This is a genomic window from Parablautia muri (genome assembly GCF_009917485.1).
Taxonomy (GTDB): domain Bacteria; phylum Bacillota; class Clostridia; order Lachnospirales; family Lachnospiraceae; genus Suilimivivens; species Suilimivivens muri.
On the sequence record NZ_QZDT01000006.1, the window covers coordinates 14,622 to 33,760 of the forward strand.

Sequence of the window (19,139 nt, forward strand, 5' to 3'; positions counted from 1 at the left end):
GTTACAAAAACCATAAAATTATTTACATTTATTTTGCACACTTCAATTTACTAAAGTGCTTGAAACCATTGATTTTACTGGATTTGTGCAAAATGTGCATTTCATATGTGACATTCTAAAGCTAAACCCTATAGGGAATTTACATTTACTTTGCACAAATTGCACATTTCCAGTTTTTCTTTAGTCAAAAGGTAATGGCTCTTGCCCCTCGTACTCAATAAAATCTGTTTCCACCGTATAGCCCTTTACGATATTTTTAACGGTCTTGCCCTCCACCGTTCCACTGTTCGCAAATAATCCCTTTGTTTTAAGTTCTGCAAAGAAATTTGACTTGTTCTCCACTCCGAAGCCGTTTTCCTCGCACCACTTTGAATAAACCTCGTAAATATCTTTCGCCTTGCTGTTTTGTCCTGTCTTTGTCAGACATTCATTGATAAAATTACCTATCTTGTCACTGTCCGTCCTGTAAGTGTCCGTAGCGGTCTGTACTGCTACCGGGGGCTTCAATCCATCTCTACGGTATAACTGCAAGCCCTCAATGCACCAATTCAAGATGCCGGATAGTTCCTGTTTATCCCTCAATCGGTTCTTTAGGTCTTTGTCTTGCTCCTGCAGCTCAAAATGTCGGTCAAAACTGATAACATTGATTCTGCCGGAACTGAAAACCGTATCATCTGTAATCGTTGGTAAATAATTTGTATTTATCACAAGTTTAAACTTGGGAATGAAACTAAATTCTCTTTGGTGTAAATGCCTTGCTGTAATACTATCCCTGCCTAACAATGATTTTAATAAAGCTGTATCAAATAACATTCGCTTTGGCGGCTCACTGGCATTACAGAACCTACACCCTGCCAATCGTGCTATATCTCCGCTTGCCTGTCTGCTGTCAAGATTTTGCTTTACTGCCAAACTCTCCGGCTTCATTGTCAAAGCATAATCGCCCAACAGATATATCAGTGTTTCACAAAACGTAGATTTTCCGTTTCGTGTGGTACTTCCATAAAGGATAAAACAAGTTTCTTCCTGTGTGCATCCAGTAAGTGACAGTCCGGCTATCTTTTGGAGATATGATATTTTCTCCTTATCGCCCTGCATGATTTCCATTAAAAATTTCTTCCATTCTCTGCAATCGGCAGCAGGATCATATTCAGCATTGCATATCTTTGAAAGAAGCATATCGGGGCTGTGGCTCAAAAATACAGGCTCATTCCCGGATAAATCCAGTGTGCCGTTCTGCACATTCAAAAGATAATCATTCACATCTAACTGCTCATTGCTAAAAAAATATACATCTTTGCTGTCCTGTAACATATTGTTTCGGTTTCTGATGTTACACAATGCCGCTACTGCTTTGAGATACTTGCCCTCTGTATCAACATTTACTGCATATCGCACAAGTGCATCTGATAGAACCTTTGCTGACGCTCTCGCACCCAAACCCTCAATATCATCAATCCACCGTTTACCGTCATACCTCATAAAATCTTTTCGTGATGGGTTGTATCTGTGTTTGTCCTTAAAAACATCTGCAAATAGCCGTCCGAAGCCTTTATCGCTTGTTTCATACCGCTCTGCGTGTAAATCCTTTAATACCTGCTCTAAGTGGCTGTCCTGCCGTTTCTGCGGCTCTATAGGGGTACTGTGAACCGCCGTACACTCCCTTACGGTTACTTTAACGGTACTCTTATTGAGTGCATCTTTAATCAGGGTTTGTAAATCTTTCTTTGTGTGTTTCTTCATATAATCACTAATATCGCCCTTTTCTGGCACTTCTGGCGGTATAATCATGGTTGCAGTTCCTACCGTATTTAGTAATGCTGTAATACGCTCCGCATCTGCAATTCCAGCTCTGTCGTTATCGCCAAATACTGCAAATCTACCACCCTTTAAATATGGCAATAACTCTTTTTTAAAAGTATTTGTACCTCCACAAGTGAAACTGATACAATCATTATTCCATAAGCATTTAGTATCTTTTTCTCCCTCTGTATAGCAAACAAGACTTTTCTTCTCAATGGCGTTCTTCACTTCCTTTAAATGTCCGTTACAGAAAACCGCATAAGTTGTATCAACTCCATCTGTTCCCTTTGTAACGTGTTCGCCGTCTCTTATACCTCTTGGAAAACCCTGTTTTTCTTTGTCTTTCATGCGAAAATGTGAACATAAATATTTTTCTGTCACAAAATCGTACATTTTATATTCATCTTCTGTATTGTAGTAAAGAAACTTTTCAAATGGTGTAAACCCTCCGCTATCGGATTTATCCTGCCACAATCCAGCATCTTTCTTTAGTTGATGATAAATACTTCCACACACAGAGCAATAACACATAGGCATCCCATTTCTTCCAATTTTCATAGAGGCACTTGGTAAATTATCATTGTGATAGAAACAGTTAAAAATAATACCGTTACCACTCCTTTTTACCTTACTACTGCGTGACCTTATGTATTGCTCTAATGCGGTAAATTCTTCTTGTCCTGTCATTCTCATTCACAGCACCCCATTTCTAACACATGGCGTATCTGCTCTGCTTCCTCGTCGATGGCATCCATTTCTTTCTGTGCATACCTGTAAAAATATTCATCTCCACTGTGTTCTGTCTGCAACTGTTCCAATATCGCATATCTACGCACTAACTCTTTTTGCTGTTTTTTCAGTCGGTATCTTTTCAAAATATTCATTCTGATGTACCTCCTTTATAAAGGAAGCCTGTTTCCTCGTAGAACTTCTTAGGATAAATCAGATAAGAATATTGTCGGCTCTTTGGTGTCCTATGGTATGCAATTCCCCAATTTACCGCACCGCTTTGAAGTAATAGCCTTACTGTCTGACAATCTACCTTTAAGGCTTTAGAAGCGACTGCAACAGGGATATTTGCACATTCAAAAATAGGTTCGCTCATATCATCACCGCCTTACTGCTCTGCTGCCAGTTCATCAATAATTACTCTGATTTCAGCTTTTTTCTCCTCTGAAAATTCAATTCTCAACTTCCTGCTGAAATTTCCATCATTGATACCAAGTTTTGATGCTATCTGCCATAAACGCACATTTCTTTTGTTCGCATATTCCCTTATATCTTTATTACACATAAGAATTACCTCCACTTTGTTTAATGTTGTTGACTTTTACCCTTGCAAGTGGTATTGTTGTTGTAGAAACATTAAAATTATTTGTTTCTATAAACACATTATCATGCTTGTTGTTGATGTTCAATTTTTTCAAGATTGTTGTGCTTTTTATCACATTTTTATTATTTTGTTATTTTGACAACATTTTATAAAGGAGATTTTAATGAATAATTATAGGTTTTTAGAAATGCGTGTTGACAATTTAGGTAGAAAAAAAATGACACAAGATGAATTATCAAATATTATACACATTGATAGAAATAGAATACAACAACTAGAAACAAGTCCTAAAGTTATACCTAAAGAAGAAGAATTACGTGCATATTGTAACTATTTTAATACAACATCTGATTACTTACTTGGAATACGCAACACAAAACCTGTAGATGAAAATATTGCTATGATTGCAAAAGTCACTGGTTTATCAAATGATGCCATTGAAATGCTAAAAATTCTTTCTAATTACAGAAAAGAGTATAATTCATTTCTACCTGGACTTGGTGCGGATATTGATGCAATAAATGCAATACTCGAATTCCAATATAAGGAAACAAAAAAAACTGAAAAGCAAGATAATATTCCCGCATGGTCAGTTTTGCACTATATAAAGCAATATCTTTCTTCTGGAATATACGAAAGAGAACAGCAAGACCGATTAAGAATATGTGATGGTAATGTTTGGGTTGATATAGACAATGGAGATATTTTGATTAAGAATAATGAGCAATATACAATACAAAATAAATCTGCAATTAATAGCAGCTCTGGAAGCGGCGAAAATTCTAAAACAGTTCATATTGTAAATATAAGAAACAAAAAGGAACGTTACGTTGTTGAAATAAATAAGATGTTTGAATCTTACTCGAAAGATAACATATTTCGTGAACTAGATAAGATTAAAGATTATATTGAAAAGAAAAGGAAGTGATCTCATGGCATTATTGAAATGTCCAGAGTGTCAACATGATGTATCTGACAAGGCTGCTGCCTGCCCTCATTGCGGTTATCCTATGAATAGCCCTACCAGTACAAAACCACGTATCAGAAATGGCAAACCTACAAAATTACCTAACGGGTACGGAACAATCTACAAACTGCCCGGAAAGCGTACAAAACCGTTTAGGGCTGTCAAAACTGATAAATGGGTACTGGATGCCGATACAGGGAAAAGCAAGCAAATACGCTTCACTATCGGTTACTATGCCACTCGTGAAGAAGCTATGATTGCTCTTGCTGAATACAACGAAAATCCGTATGACATTAAAGCGGATAGCATTACATTTTCAGAAGTCTATGAAAAATGGAATAAAGGATATTTCCCTACGCTCTCCAATCCGTCCAGTATCAGGACTATCACAGCGGCATACGCTTATTGTAACGGTCTTTATGATATGCGGATGAAAGATATAAGGGTATCTCATTTAGAGGGTACTATCTTAAATGCAGATGTCGGAGACAGCACAAAGGGCAGAATCAAAAGCCTGTTCAACATGATGTATAAGTATGCTGTAGCGCATGATATTGTAGATAAGGATTATGCTTCTGTAATGTTTGCAAACGGCAATCCCATTAAAAGGGAGCGCACAAAAGAACCCATACCGTTTACAAGTGAAGAAGTACAGCAGTTATGGGATAACAAAGACTTAATACCTTTTGCCGATATGATACTGATAGGGATATACAGTGGGTGGCGGCCGCAGGAATTGTCTATACTTCAAATAGCAGATATTGACCTTGAAGCAGGAACCATGAAAGGCGGCTTGAAAACGGATGCCGGTAAAAATAGAATTGTTCCTATCCATCCAGTAATAAAACCGTTAATTGAAAACCGTATGAAAGAAGCCGCCACTCTACAATCTGGTTATCTTTTCAATGATGTAAACGGGCAGCAAGGTACATATATGACCTATGACAAATACCGCAAGAGATTTCAAAAGGCCATGGACAGATTAAAAATGAAGCACCGCCCTCACGAAACCCGGCACACATTCATTACAAAGGCAAAAGCGTGTAATGTTGATGAATATATCTTAAAGCTGATTGTAGGACACGCCATAGAGGATATTACCGAAAAGGTATATACCCATAGAACAATGGAGCAACTAAAATCCGAAATGGAGAAAATCACAAAATAGAAAGGAGTTGATGCAGATTGATTGTAGCAATTAAAAAGGCTCTACAGTACCGCAAATACCATAGAGCCGCTACCCAGTAATAAGCTACCACGCAAATTAAAGGGAGTATGTTCATTGTAGCATACTTCCCAACCAAAAGAAAGGAAGATTTTACAATGAAGAAGATTAAGAACTTGACCGCCGCCGAAGCAAAGGAAGCCTTTACCAAATGGGAAGTAAAGCATCCCCGGCATGATGATTTTGATTTTAATTCCGCACAGATCGGAAATTACAAAGAACTTTTCAGACTGGCAGACAGAGAAAGCATTATTGATTTGATTTATGACCTTTTCAATTATGGCTTTATGGCAGGATATAAGCAAGCAGAAGCCGAACTGAAAGTGAAGATCGATAAGCGTATGTATAGCGATATGCACCGCCGCCTTTTGGAGTTAGTCTATTATCTGCCTTTTGGGTATCATGCAGAGTATTTCTATTACATTATGGTTTATTCCTTTAAAGAAGGTATGCTTGAAGCGTTTTATCCTAAAAGAATAGCAACGCCAGCCCTTGAAATCCGAGCAAAGAGCAAGGAAAAAGAAGCAAGGAAAAAGGCAGAGCGTGAGGAAAGAAAAAGGGTAGTAGATGAAGCCTTGAAGCAGTACGAACAGCAGAAAGGCGGTGAATCTGCATGATGGTACACAAAGGACTTTTGAGCAAGGAAACCGCCGAAGAAATTTTTAATATTGAATCGGTATATCTTGACCGTGGAAACGTAATACCATGTTACCGAGTAGCGGAAATGTTTGGGGATTGGATAAAGGAATATGCAAGAACAAGATTAAAGGATGGCAATGATTGTAATGCATGGGGCGATTGCCACGAAAGACCTATGATTTATTATCTTAGTAAATCCGGCTTTATGAAAGTAGTGGCAGAAAGAAATTATTTGCTTATGGCTAATGAAATCAAAGAAAAGGGCATAAGCGGAGAATTAGTTGAATAGAATAACCGTTACATAAAACCGTATTAGAGGGTGTCTGTCAAATGCAGATGCCCTTTATTCACTTCAAAAAGAAACCGCTCCCCCACCTACTTTGGGTAACGGTCTTTTTATGTTTAATATTTGTGTGCTACCTCATGTGTGCTACCTGTGTGTTACTTGTGTGCTACGTGGCAAAATTCAGGGCTTCCGCTGACAATCCACATCAACGGAAACCCTTAAAAATACGCTATTTGTTAGAACTTCCCAGCCTTAGCAGCTTCCTCGATCGAAACTGCAACAGCCACTGTAGCTCCTACCATCGGGTTATTACCCATTCCAATCAGCCCCATCATCTCAACGTGAGCCGGTACGGAAGAAGAACCTGCAAACTGTGCGTCAGAATGCATACGTCCCAATGTATCAGTGAAACCATAAGAAGCAGGACCAGCTGCCATGTTATCAGGATGAAGGGTACGGCCTGTACCGCCGCCTGATGCAACTGAGAAGTACTTCTTTCCGGCTTCTGTTCTCTCTTTCTTATATGTACCTGCTACAGGATGCTGGAATCTTGTAGGGTTGGTAGAATTACCGGTGATGGAAACGTCAACGTTTTCCTTCCACATAATAGCAACGCCTTCAGGAACGGAATTTGCACCATAGCAGTTAACTTTTGCACGAAGTCCCTCTGAATAAGCTTTGCGCTCGATTTCTTTAACTGTGTTTGTATAAGGATCATATTCTGTCTCAACAAAGGTAAATCCATTGATTCTGGAAATAATCTTTGCCGCATCTTTTCCGAGACCGTTTAAGATAACACGTAAAGGTTTCTGGCGAACCTTGTTTGCTTTCTCAGCGATACCGATTGCGCCTTCAGCGGCTGCAAAGGACTCATGGCCTGCAAGGAATGCAAAGCACTCTGTCTCCTCTTCAAGGAGCATCTTGCCAAGGTTACCATGTCCAAGGCCTACCTTACGGGTATCCGCAACCGAACCGGGAATACAGAAAGCCTGAAGGCCTTCGCCGATTGCTGCAGCAGCGTCAGCTGCTTTTTTGCAGCCCTTCTTAATAGCGATTGCAGCGCCTACTGTGTAAGCCCAGCAAGCATTTTCAAAACAGATAGGCTGGATTTTCTTAACCTGCTCATAAACATCAAGGCCAGCATCCTTTGTGATTTTCTCAGCTTCTTCGATAGAAGAAATGCCGTAAGAATTTAAAACGGAATTGATTGTATCAATTCTTCTTTCATATGATTCAAATAATGCCATTTTTACATTCCTCCTATAATTATTCTTTTCTGGGGTCAATGATCTTAACAGCATCATCTACACGACCATACTGTCCGCAGGATTTTTCATATGCAGTTGCAGGATCATCACCTTTTTTCATAAAATCTGTCATTTTACCAAAGTTTACGAATTTATAGCCAATGATTTCGTTGTCAGCATCAAGGGCGATACCTGTCACATAACCTTCAGCCATCTCAAGGTAACGTGGACCTTTCTTTAAGGTTCCGTACATTGTACCAACCTGGCTTCTAAGTCCCTTTCCTAAATCTTCAAGACCCGCACCGATAGGAAGTCCGTCTTCTGAGAACGCACTCTGAGAACGTCCATAAACGATCTGCAGGAATAATTCCCTCATAGCCGTATTGATTGCATCACATACAAGGTCAGTATTTAGTGCCTCCATCACAGTTAATCCGGGAAGAATTTCAGATGCCATAGCAGCGGAATGTGTCATACCTGAACATCCGATCGTCTCAACTAAAGCCTCCTGAATAATACCTTCCTTTACATTCAGTGTTAATTTGCAGGCGCCCTGCTGGGGTGCACACCAGCCAACACCGTGTGTTAACCCTGAAATGTCTTCAACCTTTTTTGCCTGAACCCATTTTGCTTCTTCCGGGATAGGAGCACAGCCATGATGAACACCCTGTGCAACTGTACACATTTCTTCAACTTCCTTTGAATAAATCATGTGAAAACTCCTTTCAATATGTAGATAGTATAAACACCAGCCCACCGGCAAACCAGCCAAATCACTAAACAGCTCGCCTGGCGGCATAGGTTTCAACAACGAAATCCCATGTTATGGGGTTTAACGCAAGTATATTTTCGCATATCCGGCGCAAAAAATCCAGTGTTTTTCACAAATTTTTCGAGGATTCTTAATATTTTTCAGCAATTTCTCCCTGTTTTTTATAGATATTTTTGGCAGGAATGCAGCCGCGCACCATACTGGTAGGATATATATTAGAATTTCTCCCCACAACGGTTCCCGGATTCAATACGCTGTTACAGCCCACCTCAACATAATCGCCTAACATTGCGCCAAATTTTTTCAGTCCAGTCTCTATCTTTTCCTCCCCGTTTTTCACGACTACCAGCGTTTTATCGCTCTTGACATTTGATGTGATGGAGCCTGCGCCCATATGGGATTTAAAGCCAAGAATGCTGTCTCCCACGTAATTATAATGGGGAACCTGCACTTTATTAAATAAAATTACGTTTTTTAGCTCCGTAGAGTTGCCCACAACAGCGCCCTTTCCCACTATGGCATTTCCGCGGACAAAAGCACAGTGTCGTACCTCCGCCTCCTCGTCAATGATAGCAGGGCCGTTGATGTTGGCGCTTGGAGCTACCTTGGCGGATTTTGCAATCCAGACATTTTCTTTCACCTGTGTAAATTTTTCTTCCGGAAGCTTTTTCCCCAGCTCCACAATAAAGCTGTCGATTTTAGGAAGCAGCTCCCACGGATATTGCACTCCCTCAAAAAGGGCGGCTGCAATTGTCTCCTCCAGATTGTAAAGATTTTCAATTGTAAATTCTTTCATGCTCATACGATTCCTCCATTCTTGCCGGCAACCCGCATATTTGGGAGCAAGCACAAATTTGTTGTATTCCTTCATTTTTTATAATTTGCGGCTGCCTTATGAAACTGCTGGTTTAGAACAAACTGATTGTCTAACTGTTTGACAATATTGGTTCTTCTGGACACAAAATCGTCCAGTTTCCGCATATATTCTTCTTCTGTTATCGTTCCGTCCGCTACCATGGTAAGCCCCTTTTCCCAGCTTGCAGTAAGGGCCGGATCCAAAAGGGGGCGGATGGAATTGTTAACCACCTCGTATATCATCTCTCCCATCAGAGTTGGGGTTATAATCTGTGTTTTTTTGTTCAGGGCCAGATACTGGATGTTCACAAGCTTTTTTAAAATCTCAGCACGGGTTGCACTGGTTCCGATCCCACTGCCCTTTATCTGGGCCCGCAGCTCCTCATCTTCTATAAACTGGCCTGCATTTTCCATCGTTAAAATCATGGTGCCGGAATTATACCGTTTGGGCGGAGATGTCTCTCCTTCTTTTACTTGCATATCTTTCACTGGGATCATCATCCCTTTTCTCAAATGGTTAAGCGCATCCATAAATGCTGGATCCGCTCCATCATTTGCACCCTCACTCTCAGCGCCTTCGGCCTCCTTTTCCTGTGCCTGATAAGATTGTTCCTTACGGACGGCCTCCATTTTCTTTTTGGCAAAGGAAAAAGCTGCAACCTGAAGATAGCCTTCTTCCTCAAGTACTCTAAAGCTTGCAAAAAACTTTTCTTCCTTTACGGACACACGAAGGGCGGCTTTCCGGTAAATTGCAGGAGGGAAAAAGATACTGAGGAACCTTCGCACAATCACCTCATACACCTTAACCGCCGTAGGGTTAAGGCTGTTTAACTGGTTTAACCCCTGCCCTGTGGGGATGATTGCATAATGGTCTGTAATTTGCTTATCATTCACATACCTTGTCTTTGCAATTCCCCTGTAACTGCCACTTTCCAACACTCTCTCAGCAAAGGCGCCGACCAGCCCATAGTTTGTAAGTCCCCGCAAATTCTTATGTATTTCCTTGGAAACCGCACCGGATAACACTCTGGCATCCGTACGGGGATAAGTAGTCATCTTTTTCTCATACAGTTCCTGGGCTATTCTTAATGTTTCATCCGGGCTGATTTTAAAATATTTGGAGCAGTCATTTTGTAATTCTGCTAAATTATACAAAAGAGGCGGATTTTTGGTTTCCTTCTTTCTTTCCACACTCTCCACCATAGCCATTACCGGAGGAGAATCCATAAGATGTACAATCAATACTTCCGCATCCTTTTTTTCTTTGAATCCATTTTCTTTATACAATAAAGGAGACTGAAAATATTTTGTATTTTCTACTGCTCTCCATTCACATTCGCAATTTTTTTCATTCATGGATAGATTGGCTGCAATACGGTAAAAGGGAGTTTTCACAAACTCTCTGATTTCCCTTTCCCGATTCACCACCATTCCCAGGACACATGTCATAACGCGCCCTACGCTAATCACCGCCCGGTCTCTTTTTAAATAAGTCTTTACAGGATTACCATACTTTAAAGTCAGGACTCTTGAAAAATTGATGCCCATCAGATAATCTTCTTTCGCTCTCAGATACGCAGCGGCTCCAAGATTATCATAGGCGGAAAGATCCTTTGCCTCTCTGATTCCGCGAAGAATTTCTTCCTCTGTCTGAGAATCAATCCAAACTCTTTTTCGTATTTTCCCTGTTACATGGGCTTGCTGTTCCACAAGTCGGTAGATATATTCTCCTTCACGCCCGGAGTCTGTACACACATAAATGGTTTCCACATCCTCACGATTCAGCAATCCACTTACAATCTTAAACTGCTTTTTTACCCCTTCAATCACTTCATATTTAAATTCAGTGGGGATAAACGGAATTGTATCTAAAGACCATCTTTTATATTTTTCATCATAGACTTCCGGGTAACTCATGGTTACCAAATGTCCCACACACCAGGTTACAACACTGTCTGCCGATTCCAGGTACCCGTCTTTGTTGCTTGCGTTTATCTGTAATGCTTTGGCAAACTCCCTTGCCACACTGGGTTTTTCTGCTATATATAGATTTTTTCCCATCACATTTCATCCATACTGATTAATTTAAGCCTTTGTTTTCCTTTTGCTTCCAGAATCAGCTTTTCCTCAAAGCCCTGAACGGAGAATAAATACACGTAATCCGCCTGCAGCTTCGCCTTTTCCGCACAAAAGAGAAGCCATTCATAATCATCGTACCGCACAGTCGGTTTATCCCAGCTGCAAATACCTACAATGGTTTTCCCACTTTCATCCTGGGCAACTACGTCAATATTTCCAAACTTTCCAACCCACTCTCCCATCTTGTCCACTTTAATGGGCAGGCTTCCCCATTTACTCCATTTTTCAATATACTGTCTACAGACTACTTTAAAATATTCTGCCACGTAATCTTTGAAATTAGAATCTATATATTTATTATAAAATTCACCTGGAGTCAATCTCTCTAAACCGCTTAAATTAGGATAAAGATAGGCAAAATAAAAATGCACAAAATGACTGCAAATTCTATAAATTCCTTTCTGGACATTTGCCTTTCCTTCCGTATCATAGGAAAAAACCTTTTCTACCAGCTCAAGCTCTATCAAATTTTTCAGATAAACACTGATTTTGGCCCGTGAAAAGTTTGTATGCCTATACAAATCGTTTAGTTTTAAATTTCCGGCTGCCAGTGAGGCAAGGATGGTATTATACACTCCCATTTCGCGGAGTTCCTCCTCCACCATCCGCTGACCTTCCCCGTATAAAAAGGCATCCTTATTTAAAATATATCTACATATATTTTCTTTTATACCAATTTTATCATCAAACTGCTTCCAAAGTCCCGGCAGTCCTCCTAACACAGCGTAAGCTTCAATCCCCTGCCTCATGGAAAAGCCCGGAAAATATTCCATCATGACCTCAAAGCTAAGCTCTCTGACTTTAAGCAGCCCTGAAATCGTATAGGCAGCATCGCCGATTTTTTCAGTCATGGTGTTTTCCACCCATCCAATGGATGAGCTGCAAAGAACAAACATCACCTGGGCATTTGGCTGTATATGATGAAGGAAATTGTTAATATCCTTGATAAACGCTTCATTTGCTTTGATAATGTGCTGAAATTCATCTACTATAACGATTTTTTTATCGCTTTTTTCCTGTAAAACCGCATCAAAAATTTCAGTATAAGACGGATATCTGGACACCTTAATCTTTTCCTTTTCCAGCTCCCGCCCCCACTGGTAGCGCTGCTCTCTCTCGGAGGCAGATCTTGCCCGATAGTAATAGCTGGGTTTACTTTGGATAAATTGGCGAAGCAGGGCTGTTTTCCCCACATTTCTGCATCCATAGACCACCAATATCTGGCTTCCCTCACGGTCATAATAACTATTTAAATATTTTAACTCCGAAGCACGTCCTAAAATCATTTCACTTTCCTATTGCCTAACGGCGCCCTAAACACTCTAATGTTACCCACTATTTCTATCTATTTTAACAGCTGCTCCATGTCTTCTTTTCGCATTGGTCTGCTCAACAGATATCCCTGCATATAATCACAGCCAAGTTCCTTTAGGCGGCTTAACTGCTCCTTGGTTTCCACTCCTTCTGCTATGATTTCATATCCAAGCTTTTGGGCCATGGTAATCACAGATTCTATCAGGATTTCCGTGTTCTGATCTGTCATAATGCCTTCAATCAGCTCCTTATCTATTTTCAAGGTATTCACAGGCAGCCCCTTTAAATAAGCAAGTGAAGAATAGCCGGTTCCAAAGTCATCCAATGCAAATCGGATTCCGTAATCCTTAAGCACACACATTTTTTCCGTAACCGTCCTGTAATCCTCAAATAATAATCCTTCCGTGATTTCCAACTCTAATTCTTCCGGATTCACGCCATACTTTTTGATCATTCCAAGAAGTTTGTCCGTAAATCCGTCCTCCATATACTGGCTTGCAGATATATTAAGCGAAAGAATGATATTTAACTCAAATTTCTTTTTCCATATGGCAAAAGTTCGGATGCTTTCCTCCACTACCCATCCGTCTATTGAAGACATAGTGCCGTTTTTTTCTGCAATTGGAATAAAGTCCATAGGGCTTACCTGCATCCCATCCGGTCTTTGCCACCTGACTAGTGCCTCTATCCCCCTTAGCCTTTCCTCCTTGGTATCATACTGCGGCTGAAAATTTAAATCAAAACTAAGGTTAGAGAGGGCTTCTTTTAAATCATTTTCTATATGAAGATTCAGGGCAATCTCATCTAAAATGGCCGTATCAAAATACTGAACTGTATTTGGTCCGCTTTTTTTAGCCCGTTCCACAACAATTTCCGCACAGTTAATCAGTTCAAGCGCTGTCTTTGCCGCCTCCGGATACTCCGCAATCCCTATCCCCGCAGAAAGCAGCGACTTCTGTCCTGACTGAAGCTCAAAGGGCGTTTCCATCCTCTCCTGTATTTGTCTGCAGATATTTTCCACAGTCCTGCAGCCTCTCGGGTCATAAATGGCAATGCAGAAAATATCCGCCTGAAAGTAAGATACAATCACATTTTCTCCCTGAATGGAGGATAAAAACTGTCCAAACTGCTGTGTTCCTTCCTCTCCTGCAGAGAGCTTAAGACCATCTCTTTGCTTCCTGTTGTCACTTACATCAATAGAAATTAGAGAAACAATTGCATTTTCCTGCTCTGCCCTGTGTACATAGTCCGTTAAAAGTCTGATAAAATAATTCTTATTATAAAGACCTGTTGGCATATCATAATATGCCATATAAGCCAGGTCATCGTTTTGATTTTTCAGCTTGGAGATATCTTTAAAGCGAATTACCTTATCCGTTGCATTTCCGCTCTCATCGTACAAAACAGAAACGGTACATTCCACCCATGCTTTTTCATCCTTTAAGCGTATGATTCCTCCATCTGTGTTTCTCTGGGATTTTTCCAAAAAAAGCAAATCGCGAAGAGGAAGCACATATTTTTCTTCTGCTTTCGCATACAATTTCGCTAAGTCCTTGACATCCTTTACCTCCACATCAGGGAAAAAGAAATTCCAGTCGCCTAAAATCCTGACCTGGTTCTCGGTAAAATTTATATAAAGAAATGCACTGCCTGACACATCACAAATCATCTGGTACATTTTTTCATCGTTTGTCAATTTTTGATTCATTGCGCCTAAAAGGTCAACCTGATAGCGTAACTCGTCCATAAAGCCTGCTCCTTATCTTTCTTCCATATAAATCCCCCATGCTGCCAGTTCCTGCAAATTTGGGTGTCAGCACAAATTTGTATTATAAAAATTTATTTTTCATAGTAACCATCTCAAAAAGCATGATAGTATTTTCCCTGGCAGCTGCCGCGGGGTCATTGACTATTTATGGGCAATATATCCCTGTGCTTTTAAAAGCTCCGCGCAAAGAATTGCACCGCCTGCAGCGCCGCGGACCGTATTATGGGAAAGTCCCACGAACTTCCAGTCATATACGGTGTCTTCACGCAGACGCCCCACGCTGATTCCCATTCCATTTTCAAAATCCACATCCGCTTTTACCTGAGGCCTGTTATCCTCCTCCAGATATTGAATAAACTGCTTCGGTGCGCTTGGCAGATGAAGCTCCTGTGGAAGACCTTTAAAAGAAACAATCTTTTCAATCAGTTCTTCCTTTGAAGGGTTCCTACGGAATTTCACAAATACAGCTGCCGTATGTCCGTTTAATACAGGTACCCGGATACACTGACAGGTAATCACCGGAGAATCAGCAGGCACAATCACACCATCCTTGATTTCACCCCAAATCCTTAAGGGCTCCTTTTCGCTCTTTTCTTCCTCACCACCAATATAAGGAATAATATTTTCAACCATCTCCGGCCAGTCCTTAAAGGTTTTTCCGGCGCCGGAAATCGCCTGGTAGGTGGTTGCCACTACCTCATAAGGCTCAAACTCCTTCCATGCCGTAAGGACTGGTGCATAGCTCTGTATGGAACAGTTTGGCTTTACCGCAACAAATCCTCTTGTGGTTCCCAGCCTTTTTCTCTGGAAATCAATCACCTGCATATGTTCCGGATTAATCTCAGGCACTACCATAGGCACATCCGGCGTCCACCGGTGCGCAGAATTATTAGAAACAACAGGGGTTTCTGTCTTAGCATATTCCTCCTCAATCCGTTTGATTTCTTCCTTGGTCATATCCACAGCACTAAACACAAAATCCACCTGTGCCGCTACCTTCTCCACCTCATTTACATTCATAACCACAAGGTTTTTTACTGCCTCCGGCATAGGCGTAGTCATTTTCCACCTCTCACCCACCGCCTCTTTATAAGATTTTCCTGCCGACCTTTCACTTGCAGCAATTGTGGTCACTTCAAACCACGGATGATTTTCAAGCAGGGAGATAAATCTCTGTCCTACCATGCCTGTTCCGCCTAAAATCCCTACTTTTAATTTTTCACTCATCTTTATAACCATGCTCCTTTCTCAATGTGCAAATTTGTTCGCTCAAGCACAAATTTGCGGTTGAAAGAATGCAATTCTTTCAACCTTTTCTCCTCTTTTCTGCCAGATGAACCGTTACAATTTTACTCCTTGTTCCTCTTTGCTTTATTGTATTTCACAGAGTCTATGATTGCATTGCAAACACAAACTCTTTAGAATACTTTTCATTTTTAATATCTTTCCACTACCCAGATATGCGCAAGAAATTCTTTGTTTATCCTGATGACTTCCTCCATAGCCTTTTTACTTGGAGCCCCCATGGTCAATCGTTTTTCCACACAGGTTTTTAAACTGATTGTATCATAGACATCTCCCTCAAATAACGGGCTGAAATTTTTAAGCTCATCTATACTTAAGGCATCAATTGAACAGTTTTTCTCAATACAGTAAAGCACAAGCTGTCCTATGATGCCATGAGCATCTCTAAAGGGAACTCCTTTGTTTACCAGATAATCTGCCGCATCAGTGGCATTGGTAAATCCCTTCGTCGCACTTTCTTCCATAATTTTCTGATTGAACTTCATAGTGGAGAGCATACCATGAAACAGGGTAAGACAATTCTTTACTGTTGTAATTGCATCAAAGGTGAGCTCTTTATCCTCCTGCATATCTTTATTGTAGGCAAGAGGCAGACTTTTCATAGTCGTAAGTATGGACATAAGCGCACCGTAAACCCGTCCTGTCTTTCCGCGAACCAGCTCTGCAATATCCGGATTCTTTTTCTGGGGCATAATGCTGCTTCCTGTGGAAAATCCATCATCTATCTCTACAAAACGATACTCATTTGAATTCCAGATAATAATCTCCTCCGAAAACCGGCTAAGATGCATCATAATTGTAGAAAGCGCCGCCAAAAATTCTATCACATAATCCCTGTCCGCCACAGCGTCCATACTGTTTAGGGTGGGACCTTCAAATCCCATAAGCGCTGAAGTGTAAGCTCTGTCCAGCGGATAAGTTGTTCCCGCAAAAGCCCCAGACCCTAACGGACAGTAATTCATCCTTTTATAAATGTCTTCAAGTCGGAGCACATCTCTTTTAAACATTTCAAAATATGCACCCATATGATGTGCCAGTGTGGTAGGCTGTGCTTTTTGAAGGTGCGTAAATCCCGGCATATAGGTCGTTAGATTCTTTTCCATGATGGATAGCAGCGTTTCCAGCAAATCCTTTAAATTTTCCGCAATCTGTACCACTTCCGACCTAATATAAAGCTTCATGTCAAGCGCCACCTGGTCGTTTCTGCTCCTTCCGGTGTGCAGCTTTTTACCGGTATCACCAATCCTCTCTATCAGATTGGCTTCCACAAAGCTGTGGATGTCCTCATATTCCTCCGTAATGGAAAGCTTTCCATCCTCAACATCTTTACGAATACCGGTAAGCCCTTTCACTATGGCATCCTTTTCCTCACAAGTCAGTATTCCCTGCTTTTCCATCATCACAACATGTGCGATACTTCCCTCTATATCCTGTTCAAAGAACTTTTTATCAAAAGAAATGGATGCGTTAAATTCATATACCAGTTTATCCATCTCCTTGGTAAAACGTCCTCCCCATAACTGAGCCATGGTTTCTACCTCCAATTATTAAATCTGAATTTGATACTACCATATTTTAAATGTCATTTCAACATTTTCTTCTAATCTTGATGACAAAAAGCTTTCATTCTTTATCTGCACATAAATGTCGAAAGTTCATAGATTATATGTATAAGAAACAAATATCGGTGCATTTCATACTGCTACTGATAAAAGGAGGAACTATGAACCAGCCTGTTTTGGAATGTAAAAACATCTGTTTCTCTTATCATAACTTAAAGGGCGAAACAAAAGCTTTGACCAATATATCGTTTCAGGTAAATAGAGGGGAATTCCTGGCAATTGTGGGGCCCAGCGGCTGCGGCAAATCCACACTGCTTTCCATTATTGCGGGGCTTCTTAAACCGGAATCTGGAGAAGTATTATTAAATGAGAAGGAACAGGGGCACATTGGGTATATGCTTCAGCAGGATCATCTGCTGGAATGGCGCACCATATGGAAAAATATACTCTTAGGTCCTGAAATTAATAAAACTCTTACCAGGGAAAAAGAGGCATTAGCAGGCAAGTTATTAGAGGATTATGGTTTGTCCAAATTTAAAGATAAAAAGCCCAGCGAATTATCAGGAGGCATGAAACAGCGTGCTGCGCTAATCCGCACCATGGTTATGGAGCCGGGACTTCTTCTTTTAGATGAGCCTTTCAGCGCACTGGATTATCAGACCAGACTGAGTGTGTCTGCCGACATAGGAAAGATTATCAGGGCCTCTGGTATCACCGCCATCCTAATCACCCATGACCTGTCGGAAGCCATCTCTTTATCTGACAGAGTGCTTGTCCTGTCCAAACGGCCTGCCCGTATCAAAAATAGCATTCCAATCCAACTTACTTTAAAAGATTCCTCTCCTCTGGCCGCTAGAAATGCTCCTGAATTCCAGGACATATTCAATTTATTATGGAAAGAAATTTCAGATGAATATAGGGGAGATTAATTATGAACAGAAAATCTACAAACTCTACGCTTAAGGGAGAAGCTCTGACTGCTCAACAGCTTTATATAAAGAAACACCATAAGCATCATCATTTCGTCACTATACTGCGCCTGCTTGTGCTTGTTCTGTTCCTGGCTATCTGGGAATTCTCCGGACGACTTGGGCTGATAGACACGTTTTTTTTCAGCAGTCCCTGTATGGTAGTCACCTTTTTTATAGAAATGCTCCGTGATGGTTCCTTTTTTACCCATACAGGAATTACTTTGCTTGAAACACTTATAAGTTTCCTGCTGATTACAATAATTTCTATCCTGTCTGCTACTCTCTTGTGGCATTCAAAAACACTGTCAGAAATTATAGAGCCTTTTCTTGTGGTGCTGAACAGCCTGCCTAAATCCGCTCTTGCACCGCTATTTATCGTCTGGCTTGGCACCGGCATCAACACGATTATCGTTGCTGGTATTTCCGTAGCGATTTTTGGCTCTGTCATTAATCTTTATACTGGCTTTAAAAGTGTGGACAGCGAAAAGTTAAAGCTCATTCAAACACTAGGCGGAAATCGTTTCGATGCCTTCCTCAAAGTGGTACTGCCTTCCTCCATTCCTACTATTTTGAGTAACATGAAGGTCAACATTGGCCTTGCACTTGTAGGGGTAATCATAGGAGAATTTCTGGCAGCCAGACGTGGGTTAGGATATCTGATCATTTATGGCTCACAGGTATTTCAGCTAAATATGGTTATAACCTCTATTATCATTTTATGTGTGATTGCCATGGGATTATATCAATGTATCCAATGGACAGAACATTATTATAAAAAAAGAGCTTAATCCACCGTCTCCCGCCTTCGCTTGATGGAACGTAAAAAGGCTGGCTCAAAGCCAGCCTGAAGCTACTGAGGGGACTCGAACCCCTGACCTGCTGATTACGAATCAGCTGCTCTACCAACTGAGCCACAGTAGCATCAAACATCATTATAAAGGCACTTATTTAAA

18 protein-coding genes and 1 tRNA gene are annotated in these 19,139 nt (G+C 40.8%); 6 read left to right on the forward strand and 13 right to left on the reverse strand.

Features of this window, described 5'->3' with window-relative positions:
* Window positions 1–180: 180 nt before the first annotated feature.
* Genes D5281_RS05680 through D5281_RS05695 form a run of 4 tightly spaced genes read right to left on the reverse strand, consistent with a single transcriptional unit; the run spans window position 181 to window position 3,097 of the window.
* Window positions 181–2,496: a phage/plasmid primase, P4 family gene (locus D5281_RS05680; RefSeq protein WP_277935202.1), complete on the reverse strand. Its 2,316-nt coding sequence runs from the start codon at window positions 2,494–2,496 to the stop codon at window positions 181–183.
* On the reverse strand, window positions 2,493–2,687 hold the full coding sequence (locus D5281_RS05685) for a hypothetical protein (RefSeq protein WP_016299277.1): 195 nt from the start codon (window positions 2,685–2,687) through the stop codon (window positions 2,493–2,495). The genes D5281_RS05680 and D5281_RS05685 overlap by 4 nt, the downstream gene beginning before the upstream one ends.
* Window positions 2,684–2,908, reverse strand: coding sequence for a hypothetical protein (locus D5281_RS05690; RefSeq protein WP_016299276.1), 225 nt, complete (start codon window positions 2,906–2,908; stop codon window positions 2,684–2,686). Before D5281_RS05690 ends, D5281_RS05685 begins: the two co-directional genes overlap by 4 nt.
* A 12-nt stretch (window positions 2,909–2,920) precedes the next feature.
* Window positions 2,921–3,097 carry a hypothetical protein gene (locus D5281_RS05695; protein WP_160559174.1) on the reverse strand — a complete coding sequence of 59 codons (177 nt, stop codon included), beginning with the start codon at window positions 3,095–3,097 and terminating at the stop codon, window positions 2,921–2,923.
* Between the two features lie 202 nt (window positions 3,098–3,299).
* Between D5281_RS05695 and D5281_RS05700 the strand changes: the two genes are divergently transcribed.
* From D5281_RS05700 to D5281_RS05715, 4 genes are all read left to right on the forward strand, one after another.
* Window positions 3,300–4,064 (forward strand): helix-turn-helix domain-containing protein, encoded by a 765-nt coding sequence (locus D5281_RS05700; protein WP_160559175.1) that lies wholly within the window; start codon window positions 3,300–3,302, stop codon window positions 4,062–4,064.
* A gap of 4 nt (window positions 4,065–4,068) precedes the next feature.
* Window positions 4,069–5,271, forward strand: coding sequence for a tyrosine-type recombinase/integrase (locus D5281_RS05705; protein ID WP_277935203.1), 1,203 nt, complete (start codon window positions 4,069–4,071; stop codon window positions 5,269–5,271).
* A 155-nt stretch (window positions 5,272–5,426) separates the two neighbouring features.
* Entirely contained in the window at window positions 5,427–5,945 is a 519-nt protein-coding gene (locus D5281_RS05710; RefSeq protein WP_160559176.1) for a hypothetical protein, read from the forward strand.
* Window positions 5,942–6,256: a hypothetical protein gene (locus tag D5281_RS05715; protein WP_160559177.1), complete on the forward strand. Its 315-nt coding sequence runs from the start codon at window positions 5,942–5,944 to the stop codon at window positions 6,254–6,256. The genes D5281_RS05710 and D5281_RS05715 overlap by 4 nt, the downstream gene beginning before the upstream one ends.
* Window positions 6,257–6,489: 233 nt before the next feature.
* Here the strand turns inward: D5281_RS05715 and D5281_RS05720 are convergent, their stop codons facing one another.
* From D5281_RS05720 to argH, 8 genes are all read right to left on the reverse strand, one after another.
* Window positions 6,490–7,500: a GGGtGRT protein gene (locus D5281_RS05720; protein ID WP_160559178.1), complete on the reverse strand. Its 1,011-nt coding sequence runs from the start codon at window positions 7,498–7,500 to the stop codon at window positions 6,490–6,492.
* 19 nt (window positions 7,501–7,519) lie between these two features.
* Window positions 7,520–8,212, reverse strand: a complete 693-nt coding sequence (locus D5281_RS05725) for an iron-sulfur cluster assembly scaffold protein (protein WP_120471292.1) — start codon at window positions 8,210–8,212, stop codon at window positions 7,520–7,522.
* A gap of 190 nt (window positions 8,213–8,402) precedes the next feature.
* Window positions 8,403–9,068, reverse strand: coding sequence for an LbetaH domain-containing protein (locus tag D5281_RS05730; RefSeq protein ID WP_160559337.1), 666 nt, complete (start codon window positions 9,066–9,068; stop codon window positions 8,403–8,405).
* A 71-nt stretch (window positions 9,069–9,139) separates the two neighbouring features.
* Window positions 9,140–11,188, reverse strand: coding sequence for a DNA topoisomerase (locus D5281_RS05735; protein ID WP_160559179.1), 2,049 nt, complete (start codon window positions 11,186–11,188; stop codon window positions 9,140–9,142).
* Window positions 11,188–12,552: an ATP-binding protein gene (locus D5281_RS05740; protein WP_160559180.1), complete on the reverse strand. Its 1,365-nt coding sequence runs from the start codon at window positions 12,550–12,552 to the stop codon at window positions 11,188–11,190. Before D5281_RS05740 ends, D5281_RS05735 begins: the two co-directional genes overlap by 1 nt.
* Window positions 12,553–12,611: 59 nt before the next feature.
* Window positions 12,612–14,327 carry a putative bifunctional diguanylate cyclase/phosphodiesterase gene (locus D5281_RS05745; RefSeq protein WP_160559181.1) on the reverse strand — a complete coding sequence of 572 codons (1,716 nt, stop codon included), beginning with the start codon at window positions 14,325–14,327 and terminating at the stop codon, window positions 12,612–12,614.
* Window positions 14,328–14,489: 162 nt separating this feature from the next.
* A complete protein-coding gene (gene asd / locus D5281_RS05750) occupies window positions 14,490–15,575 on the reverse strand; it encodes an aspartate-semialdehyde dehydrogenase (protein WP_160559182.1) in 1,086 nt (361 codons plus the stop codon).
* 209 nt (window positions 15,576–15,784) lie between these two features.
* Window positions 15,785–17,182, reverse strand: coding sequence for an argininosuccinate lyase (gene argH, locus D5281_RS05755; RefSeq protein ID WP_160559183.1), 1,398 nt, complete (start codon window positions 17,180–17,182; stop codon window positions 15,785–15,787).
* Window positions 17,183–17,376: 194 nt separating this feature from the next.
* On the opposite strand from argH, the gene D5281_RS05760 reads away from it, so the two are divergent.
* Both D5281_RS05760 and D5281_RS05765 read left to right on the forward strand, forming a co-directional pair.
* Window positions 17,377–18,144, forward strand: coding sequence for an ABC transporter ATP-binding protein (locus tag D5281_RS05760; RefSeq protein WP_160559184.1), 768 nt, complete (start codon window positions 17,377–17,379; stop codon window positions 18,142–18,144).
* A gap of 2 nt (window positions 18,145–18,146) precedes the next feature.
* On the forward strand, window positions 18,147–18,974 hold the full coding sequence (locus D5281_RS05765; protein ID WP_160559185.1) for an ABC transporter permease: 828 nt from the start codon (window positions 18,147–18,149) through the stop codon (window positions 18,972–18,974).
* Between the two features lie 60 nt (window positions 18,975–19,034).
* Here D5281_RS05765 and D5281_RS05770 read toward each other — a convergent pair.
* Window positions 19,035–19,107, reverse strand: a tRNA-Thr gene (locus D5281_RS05770).
* Between the last annotated feature and the right edge of the window lie 32 nt (window positions 19,108–19,139).